This window comes from Nonomuraea sp. NPDC050310, from assembly GCF_040655795.1.
Taxonomy (GTDB): Bacteria; Actinomycetota; Actinomycetes; order Streptosporangiales; family Streptosporangiaceae; genus Nonomuraea.
The window spans coordinates 164097-183822 of the sequence record NZ_JBFAKP010000016.1 but is presented as its reverse complement, the minus strand read 5'-3'; the positions used below and the strand labels follow the sequence as shown (position 1 = coordinate 183822).

The 19726-nt window shown below is 72.0% G+C and carries 19 protein-coding genes; 16 read left to right on the top strand and 3 right to left on the bottom strand.

The window, feature by feature from the left end:
* Positions 1-30 precede the first annotated feature (30 nt).
* The 8 genes from prcB to AB0I67_RS30565 all read left to right on the top strand — a co-directional run bounded on the left by prcB (position 31) and on the right by AB0I67_RS30565 (position 8282).
* Positions 31-876, top strand: a complete 846-nt coding sequence (gene prcB / locus AB0I67_RS30600) for a proteasome subunit beta (RefSeq protein WP_357930368.1) — start codon at positions 31-33, stop codon at positions 874-876.
* A gap of 21 nt (positions 877-897) precedes the next feature.
* Positions 898-1671 (top strand): proteasome subunit alpha, encoded by a 774-nt coding sequence (gene prcA, locus AB0I67_RS30595; protein WP_357930365.1) that lies wholly within the window; start codon positions 898-900, stop codon positions 1669-1671.
* 193 nt (positions 1672-1864) lie between these two features.
* Entirely contained in the window at positions 1865-3223 is a 1359-nt protein-coding gene (pafA, locus tag AB0I67_RS30590) for a Pup--protein ligase (RefSeq protein ID WP_357930363.1), read from the top strand.
* A 78-nt stretch (positions 3224-3301) separates the two neighbouring features.
* Positions 3302-4213, top strand: coding sequence for an FKBP-type peptidyl-prolyl cis-trans isomerase (locus AB0I67_RS30585; protein ID WP_357930360.1), 912 nt, complete (start codon positions 3302-3304; stop codon positions 4211-4213).
* A gap of 93 nt (positions 4214-4306) precedes the next feature.
* The gene (locus tag AB0I67_RS30580; protein WP_357930359.1) at positions 4307-5257 is read left to right on the top strand and encodes an FKBP-type peptidyl-prolyl cis-trans isomerase; all 951 of its coding nucleotides are present in this window, start codon (positions 4307-4309) and stop codon (positions 5255-5257) included.
* 67 nt (positions 5258-5324) lie between these two features.
* Entirely contained in the window at positions 5325-7121 is a 1797-nt protein-coding gene (locus AB0I67_RS30575; RefSeq protein WP_357930357.1) for a SpoIIE family protein phosphatase, read from the top strand.
* 17 nt (positions 7122-7138) lie between these two features.
* Entirely contained in the window at positions 7139-7786 is a 648-nt protein-coding gene (locus AB0I67_RS30570; protein ID WP_357930354.1) for a helix-turn-helix domain-containing protein, read from the top strand.
* A gap of 13 nt (positions 7787-7799) precedes the next feature.
* Positions 7800-8282, top strand: coding sequence for a DUF3291 domain-containing protein (locus AB0I67_RS30565; protein WP_357930351.1), 483 nt, complete (start codon positions 7800-7802; stop codon positions 8280-8282).
* A 4-nt stretch (positions 8283-8286) separates the two neighbouring features.
* On the opposite strand, the gene AB0I67_RS30560 is transcribed toward AB0I67_RS30565, so the two are convergent.
* Both AB0I67_RS30560 and AB0I67_RS30555 read right to left on the bottom strand, forming a co-directional pair.
* Positions 8287-9492 (bottom strand): monooxygenase, encoded by a 1206-nt coding sequence (locus AB0I67_RS30560; protein WP_357930348.1) that lies wholly within the window; start codon positions 9490-9492, stop codon positions 8287-8289.
* Between the two features lie 164 nt (positions 9493-9656).
* The gene (locus AB0I67_RS30555; RefSeq protein ID WP_357930347.1) at positions 9657-10727 is read right to left on the bottom strand and encodes a DUF3866 family protein; all 1071 of its coding nucleotides are present in this window, start codon (positions 10725-10727) and stop codon (positions 9657-9659) included.
* Positions 10728-10765: 38 nt separating this feature from the next.
* Between AB0I67_RS30555 and AB0I67_RS30550 the strand changes: the two genes are divergently transcribed.
* From AB0I67_RS30550 to AB0I67_RS30515, 8 genes are all read left to right on the top strand, one after another.
* Positions 10766-11710 (top strand): WYL domain-containing protein, encoded by a 945-nt coding sequence (locus tag AB0I67_RS30550; protein ID WP_357930344.1) that lies wholly within the window; start codon positions 10766-10768, stop codon positions 11708-11710.
* On the top strand, positions 11707-12675 hold the full coding sequence (locus tag AB0I67_RS30545; protein ID WP_357930341.1) for a WYL domain-containing protein: 969 nt from the start codon (positions 11707-11709) through the stop codon (positions 12673-12675). Before AB0I67_RS30550 ends, AB0I67_RS30545 begins: the two co-directional genes overlap by 4 nt.
* Positions 12672-12821, top strand: coding sequence for a hypothetical protein (locus tag AB0I67_RS30540; protein WP_357930338.1), 150 nt, complete (start codon positions 12672-12674; stop codon positions 12819-12821). Before AB0I67_RS30545 ends, AB0I67_RS30540 begins: the two co-directional genes overlap by 4 nt.
* 63 nt (positions 12822-12884) lie before the next feature.
* Positions 12885-13193, top strand: a complete 309-nt coding sequence (tatA, locus tag AB0I67_RS30535) for a Sec-independent protein translocase subunit TatA (RefSeq protein ID WP_357930336.1) — start codon at positions 12885-12887, stop codon at positions 13191-13193.
* A gap of 33 nt (positions 13194-13226) precedes the next feature.
* Positions 13227-14126, top strand: a complete 900-nt coding sequence (gene tatC, locus AB0I67_RS30530) for a twin-arginine translocase subunit TatC (RefSeq protein ID WP_357930334.1) — start codon at positions 13227-13229, stop codon at positions 14124-14126.
* Positions 14127-14135: 9 nt separating this feature from the next.
* The gene (locus AB0I67_RS30525; protein ID WP_357930332.1) at positions 14136-15029 is read left to right on the top strand and encodes a diacylglycerol kinase; all 894 of its coding nucleotides are present in this window, start codon (positions 14136-14138) and stop codon (positions 15027-15029) included.
* 51 nt (positions 15030-15080) lie between these two features.
* A complete protein-coding gene (locus AB0I67_RS30520; protein ID WP_357930331.1) occupies positions 15081-17807 on the top strand; it encodes a DEAD/DEAH box helicase in 2727 nt (908 codons plus the stop codon).
* A gap of 167 nt (positions 17808-17974) precedes the next feature.
* Positions 17975-18145, top strand: a complete 171-nt coding sequence (locus tag AB0I67_RS30515; protein WP_357930328.1) for a hypothetical protein — start codon at positions 17975-17977, stop codon at positions 18143-18145.
* Between the two features lie 72 nt (positions 18146-18217).
* On the opposite strand, the gene AB0I67_RS30510 is transcribed toward AB0I67_RS30515, so the two are convergent.
* A complete protein-coding gene (locus AB0I67_RS30510) occupies positions 18218-19639 on the bottom strand; it encodes an RNB domain-containing ribonuclease (protein WP_357930325.1) in 1422 nt (473 codons plus the stop codon).
* Positions 19640-19726: the final 87 nt, after the last annotated feature.

The window sequence follows — 19726 nt, the reverse complement described above, 5'->3', positions numbered from 1 at the left end:
TGTCGGATCTATTGTTTGGAGGGAGCCGGAGTGGCATCGCACAAGGATCTGCCCGCCGGATTGACGAACCACCTTTTCAGCAACACCGGCAGCTCCTCGTTCACCGAGTTCCTCGGCGGCTACGCCCCACAGCTGCTGCCCGTGCGCGAGCCGCTGGCCGTGCCGATCGGTGATCAGGTCCCGCACGCGACCACGATCGTGGCCGCCACCTTCGCCGGGGGCGTGGTGATGGCCGGCGACCGGCGCTCGACCTCGGGCAACATCATCGCCCAGCGCGACATCGAGAAGGTCTTCCGCACCGACGACTACTCCTGCATGGGCATCGCCGGCACCGCCTCGACCGGCATCGAGATGGCGCGGCTCTACCGGGTGGAGCTTGAGCACTACGAGAAGATGGAGGGCCGCACGCTGTCGGTGGCCGGCAAGGCCAACCGGCTGGCGACGATGATCCGCGGCAACCTCGGCATGGCGATGCAGGGCCTGGTCGTGGTCCCGCTGTTCGCCGCCTACGACCCCGAGCGTGACGGCGGCCGGATCTTCGGCTACGACGTGGCCGGCGGGCCGTACGAGAAGGAGCGTTACGACGCCATCGGCTCGGGCTCGCTGTTCGCCAAGGGCTCGCTGAAGAAGCTCTACCGCGAGGGCGCGTCCAAGCAGGACGTCGTCACGATGCTCATCCAGGCCCTCTACGACGCCGCCGACGACGACTCGGCGACCGGCGGGCCGGACGTGACGCGCAAGATCTGGCCGGTGGTCGCGGTGATCGACGCCGACGGTTTCCGCCGCCTGTCCGAGGAGGAGGTGTCCGAGGTCGTGCAGGGCATGCTCGACGAACGGATGATCTCCCCCGACGGTCCCATCGCCCCGCTGCGCTAGAAAGGATCACCGAAGGTGACCATGCCTTTTGGATACGCCTCTCCCGAGCAGATCATGCGGGACAAGGCGGACTACGCGCGCAAGGGCATCGCGCGCGGCCGTTCGGTCGTGGTGCTGCAGTACCAGGACGGCATCCTGTTCGTCGCGCCCAACCCGTCGCGGGCGCTGCACAAGATCAGCGAGATCTACGACAAGATCGGCTTCGCCGCGGTCGGGCGGTACAACGAGTTCGAGGAGCTGCGGCTCGGCGGCATCCGCTACGCCGACATCAACGGCTACACCTACGACCGTTCCGACGTGACCGGCCGGGGCCTGGCCAACCTGTACGCCTCCAACCTCGGGCGCATCTTCACCGAGTCGATCAAGTCGCTGGAGGTCGAGGTGGTCGTCGCCGAGGTGGGCGACACGCCCGACGGTGACGCGATCTACCGGCTGACCTTTGACGGCTCGGTCTTCGACGAGCACGGCTTCACCGTCATGGGCGGTCAGGCCGAGGCGGTCTCCGGGCGGCTCAAGGAGCACTACCGCGAGGGCATGCCGCTGGCCGGCGCGCTGGGCGCGGCGCTGAGCGCGCTGACCGAGCCCGGCGGGGAGCGGCCGGCGGTGGGGCAGCTCGAGGTGGCCGTGCTCGACCGCAACCGGGAGCACCGCAAGTTCCAGCGGCTGACCGGGCCGCGGCTGGAGCGCCTGGTGAGCGCCGAGTCCGGGGCCGCGACCCCTGCCGCCCCGGCGGCCGGGACCGGCGAGGAGGAGCCGCCCACGGCTCCCGAGGGCGCCATGGACGACGGGTCCTGACCCGCCGTCCGCCGATCGCCGTCGCAAGCCCCCGGGAGTGGTCTCCCGGGGGTTGCGTTTTGCCCGGGATGCCGGCCGTACCCCGATATTCGCCGGAGCGGAACGCCCGCTCAGCGCACGGGTGGCGCCGCCGGAAGGAAATCGCTCTTCAAGATCTCTCCCTTTGCCCCCGGCAGGGAACTAGTGTGAGGTGATGGATCGTCGCATCTTCGGGCTGGAGAACGAGTACGGCGTGACGTGCACGTTCCGGGGGCAGCGCAGGCTGTCGCCGGACGAGGTCGCGCGTTACTTGTTCCGGCGAGTGGTGTCCTGGGGCCGATCGAGCAACGTCTTCCTCCGCAACGGCGCACGTCTGTACCTCGACGTGGGCAGCCATCCCGAGTACGCAACCCCCGAGTGTGACAACGTCATCGAGCTGGTGACCCACGACAAGGCGGGTGAGCGGATCCTCGAAGGCCTCCTGGTCGACGCGGAGAAGCGGCTGCGCGAAGAGGGCATCGCGGGGGACATCTACCTGTTCAAGAACAACACCGACTCAGCCGGCAACTCCTACGGCTGTCACGAGAACTACCTGGTCGGGCGGCACGGCGAGTTCGGCCGCCTGGCCGACGTGCTGATCCCGTTCCTGGTCACCCGGCAGATCATCTGCGGCGCGGGCAAGGTGCTGCAGACGCCGAGGGGCGCGGTCTACTGCGTCTCGCAGCGCGCCGAGCACATCTGGGAGGGCGTGTCGAGCGCGACCACCCGGTCCAGGCCGATCATCAACACCCGCGACGAGCCGCACGCCGACGCCGAGCGCTTCCGCCGCCTGCACGTCATCGTGGGCGACTCCAACATGAGCGAGACCACGATGCTGCTCAAGGTCGGCGCCACCGACCTGGTGCTGCGCATGATCGAGGCGGGCACGGTCCTGCGCGACCTGAGCCTGGAGAACCCGATCCGGGCCATCCGCGAGGTCTCGCACGACATGACCGGCCGGCGGCGGGTCCGGCTGGCCAACGGCCGGGAGGCCTCCAGCCTGGAGATCCAGCAGGAGTACCTGTCGAAGGCCAAGGACTTCGTCGACCGCCGCGGCGGCGACGCGGTGGCCCGGCGGGTGCTGGAGCTGTGGGAGCGCACGCTGCGCGCGGTCGAGACGGGCAACCTCGACCTGGTCAGCCGCGAGATCGACTGGGTGACGAAATACCAGCTCATCGAGCGCTACCGCAAGAAGTACGACCTGCCGCTGTCCTCGCCGCGGGTGGCGCAGCTCGACCTCGCCTACCACGACGTGCACCGCCGGCGCGGCCTGTTCTACCTGCTGCAGAAGCGCGGCGCGGTCGAGCGGGTGGCCTCCGACCTCAAGATCTTCGAGGCCAAGTCGGTGCCGCCGCAGACCACGCGGGCGCGGCTGCGCGGCGAGTTCATCCGCAAGGCGCAGGAGAAGCGCCGCGACTTCACCGTCGACTGGGTGCATCTCAAGCTCAACGATCAGGCGCAGCGCACCGTGCTCTGCAAGGACCCGTTCCGGAGCGTCGACGAGAGGGTGGACAAACTCATAGCGGGGATGTAGCGGCGTTTATCCGGGGCTGACACGGGTGTCCGGTAGGGTACGCGGGACTGACGCCGACCCTTTCCGAGGATGACACCCATGCGCCGCCGCCTGGCCGTACTGGCCGCTCTGCCGTTGCTTTTCGCCGCCGCCTGCGGCGGCTCAGGATCGTCTGACTCGCTGCAGGTGAGCGGTGCGCTGGGCGCCAAGCCCGCGGCCACGTTCCCGGCGGGCGACCCGGCGAAGGCCTCGTCCTACCAGATCCTCAACCCGGGCAACGGCGCGGCGCTGCAAAAGGGCGACACCGTGATGACCCACTACACGATCTGGAACTGGGACGGCAAGGAGAACAAGGAGGAGGTCTCCTCCTACACCTCCAAGTCGCCGGCGCCGATCAAGATCGACGACAACCTGCCCAAGGTGCTGGTCGAGGGGTTCACCAAGAGCAAGCCGGGTGGCCGTTTCCTCGCCGTGGTCGCGCCGGACGCGCTGACCAAGGAGGAGGCCGAGGAGGCCAAGAAGCAGGGCAAGGACCCGTCGCTGACGCAGGTGTTCGTCTTCGACCCGATCGGCCTCATGCCCAAGGCGGCCTCCGGCACCGAGACCAAGGAGACGGCCGACGGCGTGACCGTGGTCAACCCCGGCGGTGACCAGGCGCCGAAGCTGACCACCAAGACCGACCTGCCCGCGCCGAAGGAACTGCTCGTCCGGACGATCATCAAGGGCAACGGCGCCAAGGTCACCGAGACCGACCAGATCATCGCGCACTACATCGGCAAGCTCTGGGGCTCCGACAAGCAGTTCGACTCGAGCTGGGACCGCGGCCAGCCGCTGGAGATGGGCCTCGACCAGCTCGTTCCCGGCTGGAAGGCCGGTCTGAAGGACGTGCCGATCGGCAGCCGCGTGCTGCTCGTGCTGCCGCCGGACCTCGGCTACGGCGCGCAGGCGCGGGAGGGCATCCCGGCCAACAGCACCCTCGTCTTCCTGATCGACGTGCTCTACGCGGGCTGAGCCTGAGGCGTGCTCAACGCGGGCCGGGCCTGCTCTACGCGGGCTGAGCTCGGTCTTCGCGGGCTGAGCCGCGGGCGGATATGATCACGGGCCATGCGTCGCCGCGGGCCCGTGATCGTCGTTCTCCTGCTGGTGCTCGCGGCTTGTGCCGCGAGCCCGCCGGCCGGGGAGTTACGGGTGAGCGGCGCGTTCGGCGCCGTCCCGACGGTCGTCTTCCCCTCCGGCGGCCCCGCCGGGCAGGCCCGCTCCGGTCTCGTCTCCGAGGGGTACGGCAGGCCGGTCGCCGCCGGTGAGACGGCGATCGTGCACTTCACCGCGCACACCTGGGACGAGCTGGGCGCCCGCGTGGCCGACTCCAGCTTCCGCCGGGGCGTCCCGGCCGTCTTCCCGCTCGGCGAGCTGCTGCCCGGCCTGGAGGCCGCGCTGCTGGGCCGGCGGGTGGGCAGCCGCGTCACCGCCCTGATCCCGGCCGCCGAGGCCGCCGCCGTCACCTCCGCCGGCGCGACGCCGACCGCCGGGAGCACCGGGAGCACCGAGGGGGCCGAGGACGACGACGCCACGCTCCGGCCCGGCCCGGAGCTCTTCTACGTGATCGACATTCTCGGAGTGCACGGCCCGGGCGAGACGGTGATCGGGGCGCCGGGCGGCCGGCTGGGCGGGGTCACCGTCGCACCTGGGACGCCGCCCGAGCTGAGCATCCCGGCCGCTCCCGCCCCCGGGTTCGCCACCGCGGTGCTCGGCCGGGGCAGCGGGCCCAGGGTCGAGGCCGGGCAGCTCGTCGTCACCCACTACAGCGGGGCTGTCTGGCGCGACGGGCGCCCCTTCGAGTCCACCTGGACGCGCAGCCGCCCCAAGGCGGTCACCATCGGGGTCGGCAACGTGATCGCCGGCTGGGACCGCGCCCTGCTGGGAGTCCCGGTCGGCAGCCGGGTGCTGGTGATCGTGCCGCCCGCCCTCGGGTACGGCACCGCCGGCCTGCCGGCGCAGGGCGTGCGAGGCGACGACACGCTGGTCTTCGTCATGGACGTGCTGGCCGCCTATTGACCGTTCGCGGGCCGAACCTTGGTCCGCGCTGCCGCCTGACCGCCTCCAGGTGGGCAGGGATAGGGCAATGACCGCCAATCCGCGCGAGACCCCGGCCGAGAGCCGGGCGACCGCCGCGTTCATCCGCAGGCGCCTGGCCGAACTGCGCACCCGCATGCGCGGCGAGGCGGCCACCGCCGGGGCCATCGCGCACCTGGCGGCCAGGACCGACGTGCTGCCCGCCGAGGCCGAGGCGCAACTCGTCCGGCTGTCGCTGGAGAGCGGCATGGACGTGGTCGAGGTGGCGAAAACCCTGGAGGGCGAGATGGGCCCGCCGCCGCACGCTCCGCAGCAGGACGTGCCGCGCTGGCTGCTGGCCGCCCTGCAGGCCGTGCACGTGTCGGCCGCCTACCTGACCCCGGTGCGCGACCCGGCCGAGCGGGTGGTGGACTTCGTGGTCGCCGGGACCAACGACGTGGCCACCGACGTCACCGGCCGGGGGCGCGACTACCTGATCGGCGGGCGCGTCCTGGACCTCAACCCCGGGCTGGCCCGCTCCGGGCTGTTCGACGAGTACCTGCGGGTCTACGCCACCGGTGAGCGGCTGCGCCGGGGACCGTTCGAGTACGTGGAGGTACGCGACGGGCTGCTGTGGCCCGCCTCGATCACCGTGCGGGCGGTCCGCGTCGAGGACGGCCTGCTGGTCGCCTGGGACACCCACGACGACGAGGAGCGCCTGGTGGCCGGCTGGGAGCGCGCCCAGCGCATCGCCGAGCTCGGCTGGGCCGAGTGGAACCTGGCCACCGGCCGGGCGCTGTGGACGCCGCAGATCTACGAGATGTTCGGCCGCGAGCCGGAGGAGGGCCCGCTGTCGCTGGACGAGCTGCCCGCCCGGGTGGTCGCCGAGGACCAGCCGCTGGTGGAGGAGCAGATGCGCACCCTGCTGGAGGACCGCGAGGCGATCGAGACCGAGTACCGCCTGCAGCAGCGGCACGGGGTGCGGCACCTGCGCCTGGTCAGCGAGCCGGTGCTCGACGAGCACGGGCTGCCGGTCGCTATCCGGATCATGGCCCAGGACGTCACCGGCATCCGCCGCCGCGAGCGCGCCCTGGCCGTCGCGCACGAGCGGGCCGACCTGGCCAAGCGCCGGGCCGAGGAGGAGCACCGGGTGGCCGCGCGGCTCCAGGACGTGCTGCTGCCGGTGCGCCGCGGCGTCATCGACCTGCCGGGGTTGCGGATCGCGTTGCGCTACCACCCGGGCGAGGAGGCCGACCGGCTCGGCGGCGACTGGTTCAAGGCCCGGCCGCTGCCCGACGGGCGGGTGCTGGTGGCCGTGGGCGACGCGATGGGGCACGGGCTGGCCGCCGCCGGGCTGATGGCGACCATGCGCAGCGGCCTGGCGGGGCTGGCCTACACCGGCGCGCCCGCCGACCAGCTCGCCACCTGGCTCAACGAGCTGATGTACCACGCCAACCCGGGGGTCACCGCGACCGGCACCGCGATCATCGGGCATTTCGACCCGGCCTGCCGTACGCTCGCGTGGGCCGACGCCGGCCATCCCAACCCGGTGCTGGTACGGCGGGGCCGCGCGGGCCTGCTGGAGGCCGAGCGCGGCACCATGCTCGGCGCCTTCGAGAGCACCGAGTACAGCCTGCGCTGCACCCAGCTCGAAGCGGGCGACCTGCTGCTGCTCTACACCGACGGCATCGTCGAGCGCCGCGGGCGCGACGTGGAGGAGGGCATGCGGGCGCTGGTCAAGGCCGCCGCCGCGGCCGAGGGCCTGGTGGGCGCCGACCCCGAGCACGGCATCGACTACGTGCTGCGCGAACTGGACGCCGACAGCGCCGAGGACGACGTCTGCCTGCTGGCCCTGATGGTGCTCTAGCCTCGTAGACTCCCGCTGTGAGCGGCGACGACGACCTGCGGAGCCTGGCCTCCCTGCACGACGAGGTACGGCGGAGCCTGTACGAGCTGGTGGCGGCCAGCGGCGGCGAGGTGGGCCGCGCCGAGGCGGCCGAGGCGGTGGGCGTCTCCCGCACCCTGGCCGCCTTCCACCTGGACAAGCTGGTCGAGGCCGGCCTGCTGGAGAGCGGTTTCCGCGCCCCCGAGCGCAAGGGGCCGGGCAGCGGGCGCCCGGCCAAGGTCTACCGCCGTGCCCGCGCCGAGCGGGTGGTCAGCCTGCCGCCGCGCGACTACGGGATCCTCGCCGACCTGCTGGCCGAGACGCTGATGGAGCTGGACGGCGAGGAGCGCGCCGAGCGGGTGGCCGGACGCTTCGGCGAGCGGCTCGGCCGGGCCGCGGCGGGCCGGCCGGTGGAGGAGGTGTTGCGCGAGCGCGGCTACGAGCCCTACGCCGACGGCGAACGGGTACGGCTGCGCAACTGCCCCTTCCACGTGGCCGCCGAGGCCCATCCGCTGCTGGTCTGCTCGGTGAATCTGGCGCTCTGCCGCGGCCTGCTGACCGGCCTGGGCGAGGACCCGGAGCGCGCGGTGCTGGATCCGAGACCGGGGGAGTGCTGCGTGGGACTTTCTAAAACAAACGAAAATTGACATAGTAGGCGGCATGCATCTCGCCCAGCTCAACGTCGCGCGCCTGCGCTACCCCATCGACCGGCCCGAGATGGCCGACTTCGTCAACAACCTGGAGACCATCAACGGCCTGGCCGAGCGCGACCCCGGCTTCGTCTGGCGGCTGAAGGGCAGCGAGGAGGACCCCACCGCCCTGGTCGAGCACGACCTCGGCGACTTCGCGGTCACCTACTCCATCTGGACCTCGCGCGAGGCGCTCTGGAACTACATCTACAAGAGCGCCCACCTCGCCTTCCTGCGCCGCCGCCGCGAGTGGTTCGAGCACGCCGGCGGCGGGGCCAACGCGGTGCTCTGGTGGGTGCCCGAAGGCGTGATCCCCTCCCTGGCGGAGGGGATCGCCCGGCTGGAGCACCTGCGCGCCCACGGCCCCGGGCCGCTCGCCTTCACCTACAAGGACTTCCACGACGCCGCCGACCTCGGCGACTCCTGGGAACTGCCGGCCGCCGCCCCGGCCTAGCGGCTCAGGCGGCCGGCTTGCCCGCGGAGGTCACCAGGATGCCCAGGCACATCTCGTCCTGTGTGCCCTCGCCCCAGACCACGTAGCGCGGCGGCAGCTTGCTGAGCAGGGGGAGCTGGGCGCGCAGGCCGGCGTCGTGGGTGCAGGTGACCCGGATGGTGTCGCCCTTGCCGACGGCCACCGGCTCGGGCAGGGGCTGGATGGCCTGGTTGTCGAAGTTGTACTCCGGCACGTCGAGCAGGGTGCGGCCGTCGGGCTTGCCGGGGTTGAGCTCCACCTTGATCGAACGCCCGAGCAGGTGCATGTGCCCGGCCAGCGCGTGGATCCTCATCGGCCGCTCGAACGGCAGGTCGCAGGCCTGGACGGGGCCGGACTTGGGCTTGCCGCCGTCGCAGATGTGGCTGAGGAAGCCGACCCGGTCGGCGGCGTCGGCGCCGAACCGCTTGCCCACGTCGGCGACGGCCGCCTCGCGCTCGCACAGCGGGCCCTTCTCCTGCGCGGTGCACGGCAGCTCGATCGGGGCCGGGTAGGTCTCGGTGTGCAGCGCGGTGCGGGCGCCGGTGGCCAGGCGCATCCGCACGCTGGAGCGGTCGGGGCCGGGCTCGGCGCCGGCCATGGCCAGGGTGCTGTAGTGGATCTGCATCACCAGGGCGCTGCCCGGCTTGAGCGGGTAGCCGAGGCTGGGGTCGAGGAGCACCTCGTTCGTGCCGGGCGCCCAGTGGCCGATCCAGTCGCTCTCGTTCAGCCCGGCGTCGCCGAAGCAGGTCCAGCCCTCGCCGGGGCTCTTGGCGTCCAGGGCGCGGGCGGGGCCGGTCTTGGCGGGGTCGAGGCTGAAGAAGATCGCGTGGTGCACGATCGCGGTGTTGCCGGGCACGAACTGGGTGCCGGTCAGGTAGGTGTCCGGCGCGGTCACGCCGGGGTCCACCAGGAAGCAGCGGTACTCGTCGGTGCCGCCGCCGGGCGGCTTGGGGGTGTGGGCGACGGGCATGCTGAGCGTCTGGAACCGCTCGCCCGCGCGCAGGGGCTCGGCGGCCGGGGTGGCCGCCGGCGTCGTCCCGTGCAGTCCGCCGTGCCCGGCCTGGCCGCTCTGCGCGGGCTGCCCGGCGGGCCGGCTCGCCTGGCCGGCCTTCTGGCCGGGGGCGGTCGTACCGCAGGCGGCCGCGAGCGTCAGGGCCAGCCCGGTGGCGGTCGCGAGGATGATCCGTCTCATGGACCCACGATCTCCCGGCGGGGTGGGGGATGTCGTCGGGCGAAGGGATGGACCGTCTCAGACCTGAGGAGGACCTGTCCCCTCACCCCAAGGTGCCGCCCGCCTCAGCCTGCCCGCCCGCCTGCCTGCCGCCTCAGCGTGTCCGCCTCAGCCTGCTGCCGGCCTCAGGCTTGCGGTCGGGGGAGGAGGCCGGCGGCGAGGCGGCCGGCGGCGGCGGAGGCCAGGAAGTAGGCCTCGTCCCCGTCCAGCCCCCGCCCCATCGTGGACAACCGCACCGGGGCCGCCTCCAGCGCCTCGCGCAGCCCGTCCACCGGCACCGGGACCAGGTCGTGCCGCTCGCCCAGCGCAGCCGCCTGGGCCGCCACCCGCGCCCCGAACTCCCCGCCCAGCTCCGGCACCGCCACCCGCGCCCGGGCCAGCGCCACCCGCCCGTAGGAGGTCAGCGAGTGGTGCGAAACCCCCTGGTGCCGCTCCCGCGCGTCACCCTCGCTGACCCGCAGCGCCGCCACCGGCCGCCCGCCGAGCACCGCCGCCGCGTTGACCGCCTCGCCCGCCGAGACTCCCGAGAACCCCCACCGGGTGCCGGAGCCGAGGTTGCCCGGCCCCTGCGTGACGATGGCCACGTCCGCGTTCAGCACGTGCCGGGCGGCCAGCAGGCCGGTGTGCGTGGTGACCGTCTCCAGGTCGCCGCCGAACGACTGCCCCACGGTGACCGTGGCCGCCAGCCAGCCCGCCTCCTTGAGCTGCGCGCACGACATCGAGAACCACGCCGGCAGCGCGCCGCCGTCCAGCATCACGTACACGGCGCGAGCCGTACGCGGCAGTCCGGCCAGGATCGCCGGCAGCGCCGAGTGCAGGTCGGCGACCACCACGGGCATCCCGTCGAGCGAATCGGCCTCGCGCAGGACCTCGTGGTGGGGCGAGTCCTGCTCGTCCGCGCCGAGCACCGTGGCCTGCAACGGGGTGTACCGGGCCTTCACCAGGTGGCCCGGACCGGATGGATCTTCCGGCAAACGGTTCGGCAGGGCCACCACCATGGCGTAACCTCCCGTACCGAGACCCATCGCGAGCGCGGTCGTGTTGAGCAGCACTTCGTCACCGGGTTCGGGGCGGCCCACCAGAGCCGGATAGGCGAGGGCCCGCACCGGCCCGTCCGCCGTGCCGGCCACGAGCTCCACCGCTCCCGGCCACTCGCGCCGGATCTCCACGACCTCGCCTCTGCGCCATCTGATCACGCAGGGCAGGGTAGCGTCACTGGCGAAGGAGGGGGCGGATGTCGCGGCGGAAGACCGAGAGGTTGCTGAACCTGGTGATCTGCCTGCTGGCCACCAGGCGTCCCCTGTCGGCCGAGCAGATCCGCCAGGCCGTGCCGGGCTACGACCGCGAGAGCGACGAGGCCTTCCAGCGGATGTTCGAGCGGGACAAGAACGAGCTGCGCGAGATCGGCATCCCGATCGACGTGCTGCGCGATCCGTGGGAGGACGAGCCCGGCTACCGGATCGAACGGCAGGCCTACGAGCTGCCCGAGATCACCCTGGAGCCCGACGAGGCGGCGGTGCTGGGCCTGGCGGCGCAGGTGTGGCAGCGGGCAAGCCTGGCCGAGGCGGCCTCCGGCGCCCTGCTGAAGCTGCGGGCCGGCGGCGTCCAGACCGAGCAGGCCCTCGGCGGCGCGCTGGAGTTGCGCGTCGACACCAAGGACCCGGCCTTCCCGGCGCTGTGGGAGGCGGTGCGCGACCGCAAGGTGGTGCGCTTCGACTACCGCGGCTCCGGCAGCGAGAACGTCCGCACGCGCACGGTCGAGCCGTGGGGCGTGGTCTCCCGGCGCGGCCGCTGGTACCTCGCCGGCTTCGACCGCGACCGGCAGGCGCCGCGCGCCTTCCGGCTCTCGCGCATCCTGGGCGAGGTCGCCACGCTGCGCGGGCCGAGCGTGAGCGTGCCCGAGGGGGTGGACCTGCGCGAGCTGGTCGGCTTCCCCGACGAGCCGATGGAGGAGCGCACCGCCGTCCTGCTGGTACGGGGGGGCACCTGCGAGGGCCTGCGCCAGGTGGCGCGAGCCGTACACGAGAACGCCGACGGATGGGATCGCGTGGAGCTGCGTTTCGGTGACCCCGAGCGGCTGGCCGGCTGGCTGGCCAGCCTGGGCGCGGACGTGCGGGTGGCCGAGCCGCCCGACGCGCGCGACGCGGTGATCCGCCGGTTGAAGGGAGCCCTGGCATGAGCGGCGCGGCCGACCGGCTGCCCAGGCTGCTGGCGCTGGTGCCGTACCTGATGTCCCATCCCGGGGCGCAGGTCGGCGAGGTGGCGGAGGTCTTCGGGCTCAGCGAGAAGCAGCTCATCGACGACCTGCAACTGGTGTGGATGTGCGGCCTGCCCGGGCACACGCCCGGCGACCTGATCGACGTGTCGTGGGACGGCGGCGAGATCGTCATCGACAACGCCGACACCATCGCCCGGCCGCTGCGGCTGGGCATCGACGAGGCCAGCGCGCTGCTGGTGGCGCTGCGCATGCTCGCGGCCACCCCGGTGATCGGGCCCGGCCTCGAAGGCGACGCGCTGCCGCGCGTGGTGGCCAAGCTGGAGCAGGCGGCCGGCGCGGGCGCGGCGGCGGTCAGCAGCCAGGTCGCGGTCGACGTGGAGGCGGCGCCCGACGCGCTGCCCAGGGTGCGCGAGGCGCTGGTGCGCGGGCGGCGGCTGTCGCTGCGCTACTACGTGCCCGGCCGCGACGAGGTGACGCCGCGCGAGGTGGACCCGACCCGGCTGGTCATGGCCGACGGCCGCAGCTACCTGGAGGGCTGGTGTTACCGCGCCGAGGGCATGCGGCTGTTCCGGCTCGACCGCATGCTGGGCGTGGAGGTGCTTGACACCCCCGCCGACCCGCCCGCCGAGGCCGAGCCGATCGACGTCACCCAGGGCGTCTTCCGTCCCTCGCCCACCGACGAACTGGTCGAGCTGGAGGTCACCGCCGCCGGACGCTGGGTCGCGGAGTACTACCCCTACGAAGAGGTCGCCGAGCTGGGGGAGGGGCGGCTGCGGATCACGCTGCGCGCCCGCGACGAGGAGTGGGTGCTGCGCCTGGCCCTGCGCCTGGGCGACACCGGCCGGGTGGTCTCGCCGGAGAGCCTGGCCGCCAAGGTGCGCGGCGAGGCCGAGCGGGCGCTGGCCCTGTACTCTTCTGCCCCATGATCTGGATCCTCGCCGGCTGCGCCCTGGCCGGGATGGCGGTGCTGGGCGTGCTCGGAGCCCGCGTGCTGGTTGCGGCACGGGGCCTGAACAGGGAAATCGCCGCGGCTGGTGAGAGAATTAGGACAAACAGGCCAGCAGAGGGATGAGAGCACGGCCTGGGCAGCGTACGATCGGGGCTGGGAAAGCCAATCTGAACGCAAGGACATCGCATGAACCTCGGAGCTCCGGAAATCATCCTGATCCTGGTGGCTCTGGTGCTGCTGTTTGGCGCCAAGAAGCTGCCCGACCTGGCGCGTGGCGTCGGGCGCTCCCTGCGCATCTTCAAGGCCGAGACCAGCAAGATGACCGACGACGACGATGACAAGCACACCGTCGTCCAGGCGCAGCCCTACACCGCGCCGGTCCCGCCGCAGCCGATCGCCGCTCCGGCTCCGGTGAACGCCGAGGAGCAGGCCGCCCGGCTCGAGGCCGAGGCCGCCCGGCTTCGCGCCGCGTCCAAGGCTGACAACCAGGCCTAAGCCGATCACCAGGCCCTAGAGGACTCGAACCCGATGGCGTTGCTCAAGCGGACGAGCAAGAAGACCGACACGCCCCCCGACGCCGAGGGGCGCATGCCCCTGATGGACCACCTGCGCGAGTTGCGGAACCGCATCCTCATCTCGCTGCTGGCGATCCTGGTGGGCATCATCATCGGCTGGATCTTCTTCGATCCGATCTGGGCGGTGCTCAAGGAGCCGTACTGCTCCACCGCCCAGGCCAAGCAGCTCACCGGTGAGTGCGCGCTCACCTATTCGGGCATCTTCCAGTCCTTCTTCATCACGCTGAAGGTCTCGGCGATGGTGGGCATCGTGCTGGGCTCGCCGGTCTGGCTCTACCAGATCTGGGGCTTCGTCACCCCGGCGCTCTACCGCAACGAGAAGCGTTACGCGATCAGCTTCCTGGGCCTGGCCGTCCCGCTCTTCCTGCTGGGCGCCTTCCTGGCCTACTTCATCATGGACACCAGCCTCGGGTTCCTGCTGAGCTTCTCGCTCGACGGCACGGTGGCCACGATCGGGATCGAGGACTACCTCGACTACATCCTGATCATGATCGTGATCTTCGGTGTCTCCTTCGAGCTGCCGCTGATCCTGGTCTTCCTCAACATCATCGGGGTGCTGCAGCACGCCACCGTCTCCAAGCACCGGCGGATGATCATCTTCTTGATGTTCGTCTTCGGCGCGGTGGTGACCCCCGGTGGTGATCCGCTGGCCATGATGGCGCTGGCCGCGCCGATGATCCTGCTCTTCGCCGGAGCGGAGCTGTTCATGTACGTGCGGGAGCGCCGCTCGCGTGGATCCGACGAGTTCGCCGGGCTCGACGACGACGAGGCCTCGCCGCTCGACCTCTCCCACGATCCCGCCGACGACCTGGCCGACGACCGGCCGCTGGATCCGGAGCACGACAGCCGATAGGTTTCGGGCGTGTCCCCCCATATCGTGCTGCTGGTCAATCCCACTGCTCGCAACGGCGGAGCGATGCGCCTGCTGGAGCCGGTGGTACGTCATCTGCGCCCGCGGGGCGCCGAGGTGAGCGTCATCGTGGGTGAGAGCGCCGCCGACGCGCTCGACCGGGCCTGTACGGCGGTCGCCGAGCGGCCCGACGCGCTGGTCGCCTTCGGCGGTGACGGGCTGGTGCATCTGGCGGTCCAGGCGGTGGCCGGGAGCGAGGTGCCGCTGGGCATCATCCCGGCGGGCACCGGCAACGACATCGCCACGGCCTTCGGCCTGCCGTACCGTGACCCGATCGCGGCGGCCGAGGTGGTGCTGGGCGGGCGGGCGCGCACGGTGGACGCGGCCCGCGTCGAGGCGGGCGGCGAGAGCGAGTGGTTCGCCGGCGTGGTGTGCTGCGGCTTCGACTCGCGGGTCAACGAGCGGGCCAACCGGCTCACCTGGCCGCGCGGCATGGCCAAGTACCTGCTGGCACTGGCCCAGGAGCTGCGCGAGTTCCAGCCGATCCCGTTCCGGGTCGAACTGGACGACGGGGCCGAGGTGCTGGAGCTGGAGGCCATGCTGGTCGCGGTGGGTAACACCAGCTCCTACGGCGCGGGGATGAAGGTCTGCCCGGACGCGCGGTTCGACGACGGGCTGCTGGACGTGACGATCCTCGGGGCGGTGCCGAAGGGCGCGTTCGTGCGGGCCTTCCCGCGCGTCTACCGGGGTACGCACACCACCCATCCGGCGGTGACCACGCGGCGGGCCAAGCGGGTGCTGCTGGAGGCGCCGGACGTGGTGGCCTACGCCGACGGCGAGCGCGTGGGGCCGGGGCCGATCTTGTGCGAGGCCGTTCCGGCAGCTCTCAGCGTACTTACTTTGTAAAGGCGCCCGCGTCGGTCAGGCCGTGATCCCGATATCGGTAGGCTGGAACGCATGAGCACACCAGCGGAACGGTACGCGGCCTTCCGTGAGAAGTTCGGGGACGACGGCGCCGCACTGAGTTCGTTCCGGAGGCTCTACGACTTCGAGCTGGACGAGTTCCAGCTCGACGCCTGCCGCGCGGTCGAGGCCGGCGACGGCGTCCTGGTGGCCGCCCCCACCGGCTCGGGCAAGACGGTCGTCGGCGAGTTCGCCGTCCACCTGGCCCTGGAGCAGGGCAAGAAGTGCTTCTACACCACGCCGATCAAGGCGCTGTCCAACCAGAAGTACAACGACCTGGTGAAGCGGTACGGCACGGCCAAGGTGGGCCTGCTGACCGGCGACAACAGCGTCAACGGCGAGGCGCCGATCGTGGTCATGACCACCGAGGTGCTGCGCAACATGCTCTACGCCGGCTCGGCGACGCTGAGCAACCTGGCCTTCGTGGTCATGGACGAGGTCCACTACCTCGCCGACCGCTTCCGCGGCGCGGTGTGGGAAGAGGTCATCATCCACCTGCCCGACTCGGTGCGCATCGTGGCGCTGTCGGCCACGGTCAGCAACGCCGAGGAGTTCGGCGAGTGGCTCGGCACCGTGCGCGGCGACACCACCGTCATCGTCGACGAGCACCGGCCGGTGCCGCTGTGGCAGCACATGATGGTCGGCAACCGCATCTACGACCTGTTCACCGCCGACAGCGCCGACGGGCTCAAGCACATCAACCCCACGCTGATGCGCATCGCCCGCGACGAGGAGCGGCTGGCGGGCAAGGGCAGGCGCGGGTACGGCAGGCCGCAGCGCAACCGCCCGCCCGACCGGGCCGCGATCATCGAGAAGCTCGACTCCGAGGGCCTGCTGCCCGCGATCACCTTCATCTTCTCCCGCGCCGGCTGCGACGCCGCGGTCATGCAGTGCCTGTACGCGGGCATCCGGCTGACCACCGAGCGCGAGAAGCACGAGATCCGGCAGATCGTCGACGAGCGCACCGCCCACCTGCCGGACGAGGACCTGGCGATCCTGGGCTACCTGGAGTGGCGCGACTGCCTGGAGCGCGGCCTGGCCGCCCACCACGCCGGCATGCTCCCGGCCTTCAAGGAGGTCGTCGAGGAGCTGTTCGTGCGCGGCCTGGTCAAGGCGGTCTTCGCTACCGAGACGCTGGCGCTGGGCATCAACATGCCCGCCCGCACGGTGGTGATCGAGAAGCTCGACAAGTGGAACGGCGAGATGCACGCCGACCTCACCCCGGGCGAGTACACCCAGCTCACCGGCCGGGCCGGGCGGCGCGGCATCGACGTCGAGGGCCACGCGGTGGTGCTGTGGCAGCCGGGCATGGACCCGCTGTCGGTCGCCGGGCTGGCCGGCACCCGCACCTACCCGCTGCGCTCGTCCTTCCAGCCGTCCTACAACATGGCGGTCAACCTCGTCGGCCAGTTCGGCCGTGAGCGGGCCCGCACCCTGCTGGAGGCGTCCTTCGCCCAGTTCCAGGCCGACCGGGCCGTGGTGGGGCTGGCGCGGCAGCTCCGCAAGCACGAGGAGGCGCTGGCCGGCTACCAGGACGCGATGACCTGCCACCTGGGCGACTTCCCGGAGTACGCCGCGCTGCGCCGCAAGCTGTCCGACCGGGAGGCCGAGCTGTCCAAGCAGCGCGGCCACGCCCGCCGGGCCGCCGCGTTGCGCTCGCTGGAGGCGCTCAAGCCCGGCGACGTCATCCGGGTGCCGGGCGGCCGTCGCGCCGGGCTGGCCATCGTGCTCGACCCCGGACTCACCCCGCGTGGCGACGGCCCGCGCCCGCTGGTGCTGACCATCGGCAAGCAGGTCAAGAAGCTCGACTCCGCCGACTTCCCGGTGCCGGTCGAGCCGATCGAGACGTTGCGCATCCCGAAGAACTTCAACGCCCGCGCGCCCAAGGAACGGGCCAACCTGGTCTCCACCCTGCTGGCCAAGATCGGCGACCGCGACCTCGGCAAGCCCGACCGGGCCCGTGACCACGCGGTGGAGGACGACGAGATCCTCGAGTTGCGCCGGCAGATCCGCCAGCACCCCTGCCACGGCTGCGACGAGCGCGAGGACCACGCCCGCTGGGCCGAGCGCTACTACAAGCTGCAGCGCGAGACCGAAGGGCTGCGCCGCCGGGTCGAGGGCCGCTCGCACGTCATCGCGCGCACCTTCGACCGGGTCTGCGGGGTGCTCGACCAGCTCGGCTACCTCGACGACGAGACCGTCACCGACGAGGGCCGCCGCCTGGGCCGGCTGTACACCGAGCTCGACCTGCTGACCGCCGAGTGCCTGCGCTCGGGCCTGTGGGAGAAGCTCGACGCCCCCGAGCTGGCCGCGTGCGTGTCGGCGCTGGTCTTCGAGTCCCGCCAGTCCGACGACGCCCGCCGGCCCAAGATCCCGGCCGGGCGGGCGCAAGACGCGCTCACCGCGATGGTCCGGCTGTGGGGCGAACTGGAGGGCATCGAGCGCGACAACGGCGTGTCCATCATCCGCGAACCCGACCTGGGCTTCGCCTGGGCGGCCTTCCGCTGGACGAAGGGCCACTCGCTGGACGCGGTGCTCATGGACGGCATCAACGGCAACGAGCTGGCCGCGGGCGACTTTGTGCGCTGGGTCAAGCAGCTCATGGACCTGCTGTCGCAGCTCGGCTCCGCCGCCCCGCCCGGAAGCAGCGTCAAGCAGACCGCCTCGAAGGCGATCGACGCGATGCGCCGCGGCGTGGTGGCCTACTCCTCGATGGTGTAGTGCGGGTGGCTGACCGCCCGGTCAAGGTGGTGTGATCGTGAGTTCACTCAACGTCACCTGGCGGTCAGTTTCCCTGGTGATCGCAGCGGAAATCCCCCTGTCGAAGCACCAGCCGCCGGACGTTTCCGCCTGAGGCCGCCGCGTCCGCCACCCCTCGGAGGTTGCCGATGTTCGCTCTTCTCGCCGCCCTGCTCTTCGTTCTCGCCCTCGTCTTCGAGATCGCCGGCGTCGCCGTCGGCAGCGTGGTCACCGTCGCCACCCTCGGCACGGCCGGCCTGCTCTGCGTCGCCCTGCACCTCATGGGGGTGGGGGCGGGGTGGAGCCTGCTGAAGAAGTAGCCGTCGTCCCCAAGGCCGCGTCCCGCCCGGACGCGGCCTTGGCCCATGTCCGGGCCGGGGCGAAGCGGGCCCTCAGGCCAGGGTGAAGCGGACCTCGCGGGTGGCAGGGTCGGCCTGGGCCAGCCGTACGGTGACCGGTTCGCCCAGGGGGAGGGCGCCGGTGCAGCGGGCGATGACGGCGGGGTCGAGGAGCTGCACCAGGCCGCCGGAGCGGCGCTCGTCGACGTCGATGACGAAGGCGTCGAAGCTCTGGCCGACCCGCTCGCGCAGCAGGAAGGCCTCGACCAGGTCGACGCAGGCGCGCTCGACGGCACCGGCGCGGCGGCCGGTGGTGGACATGATCTCCGGGATGTCCGGCAGCGCCTCCTGGATGTCGTCGGGGACGGGCTCGCCGGCGGCGATGGCCAGGCAGATCTCGGTGGCGTAGCGGTCGGCCAGGCGGCGCAGCGGCGCGGTGACGTGCGCGTACGGCGCGGCCACGGCGGAGTGCTCGGCCAGCGACGGGGGAGCGCCGTTGAAGGCGACGTAGCCGGAGCCGCGCAGCAGCACCTTCGACTCCTGCAGGAAGGCGGCCTGCTGGGGCTTGCTGGGGTCGAGGCCGTGCACGACGTCGCCGTAGCCGGCGCCCTCGGGCCAGGGCACGTCGAGGGCGGCGGCGACGCGGCGGACCTTGGCCAGGTCGTCGGGGTGCGGCGGCGGGAGCACGCGCAGCAGGCCGAGTTCGGCGTCGAGCATCATCGCGGCGGCGGCCATGCCGGTGAGCAGGGAGATCTGGGCGTTCCACGCCTCGGCCGGCAGCGGGATGCGGTACTCCAGCCGGTAGTCGTCCGAGCCCAGGGCGACGATCTCCTGCTCGGGTGTGGGCAGGGTGACGCCGCCGCGCTCGCGCTCCAGCCGCAGCCGTAGCTCGCCCACCTCGGCCAGCAGGCTCAGCACGCCGTCGGCGGTGCCGGTGTCGACGGCGGCCTGCACGTAGTCGTAGTCGAGCCGCTCGCGGCTGCGCACCAGCGCGCGTTGCACGTCGGCGCCGACCGTTTTGCCCTCGGCGTCCAGGTCGATCTGCCAGACGGCGGCCGGGCGGTCGGCGCCGGGCAGCAGGCTGGCCGCGCCCTCCGACAGCACCGGCGGATGCAGCGGGATGCGCCCGTCCGGCATGTAGATCGTCTCGCCGCGCAGCCGCGCCTCGGCGTCGATCGCGCCGCCCGGCCGGACGAACGCGCCGACGTCGGCGATGGCGTACCAGACGCGGTAGCCCTCGCCCAGGCGCTCGATGTACATCGCCTGGTCCAGGTCCATCGAGCCGGGCGGGTCGATGGTGATGAAGGGCAGTTCGGTCAGGTCGCGGCGGGTGTGCTCGGGGGAGGTGGCCATCCACTCGGCCTCGTCGAGCACCGCGCGCGGGAAGGCGTCGGGCAGTTTCTGCTCACGTCTGATGCGCTCCAGGCCGTCGCTCAGCTTGGGGTGGGGCTCGCCGGGCACGCGGATGCTCGTCATGTGATCAACCTATCGGGAAAGAAGTCGGGTGATGTCGTGACTACCCCGGTCAGCGCCGGGGTGGCGGGACAAGTCAAGATCTTTCGC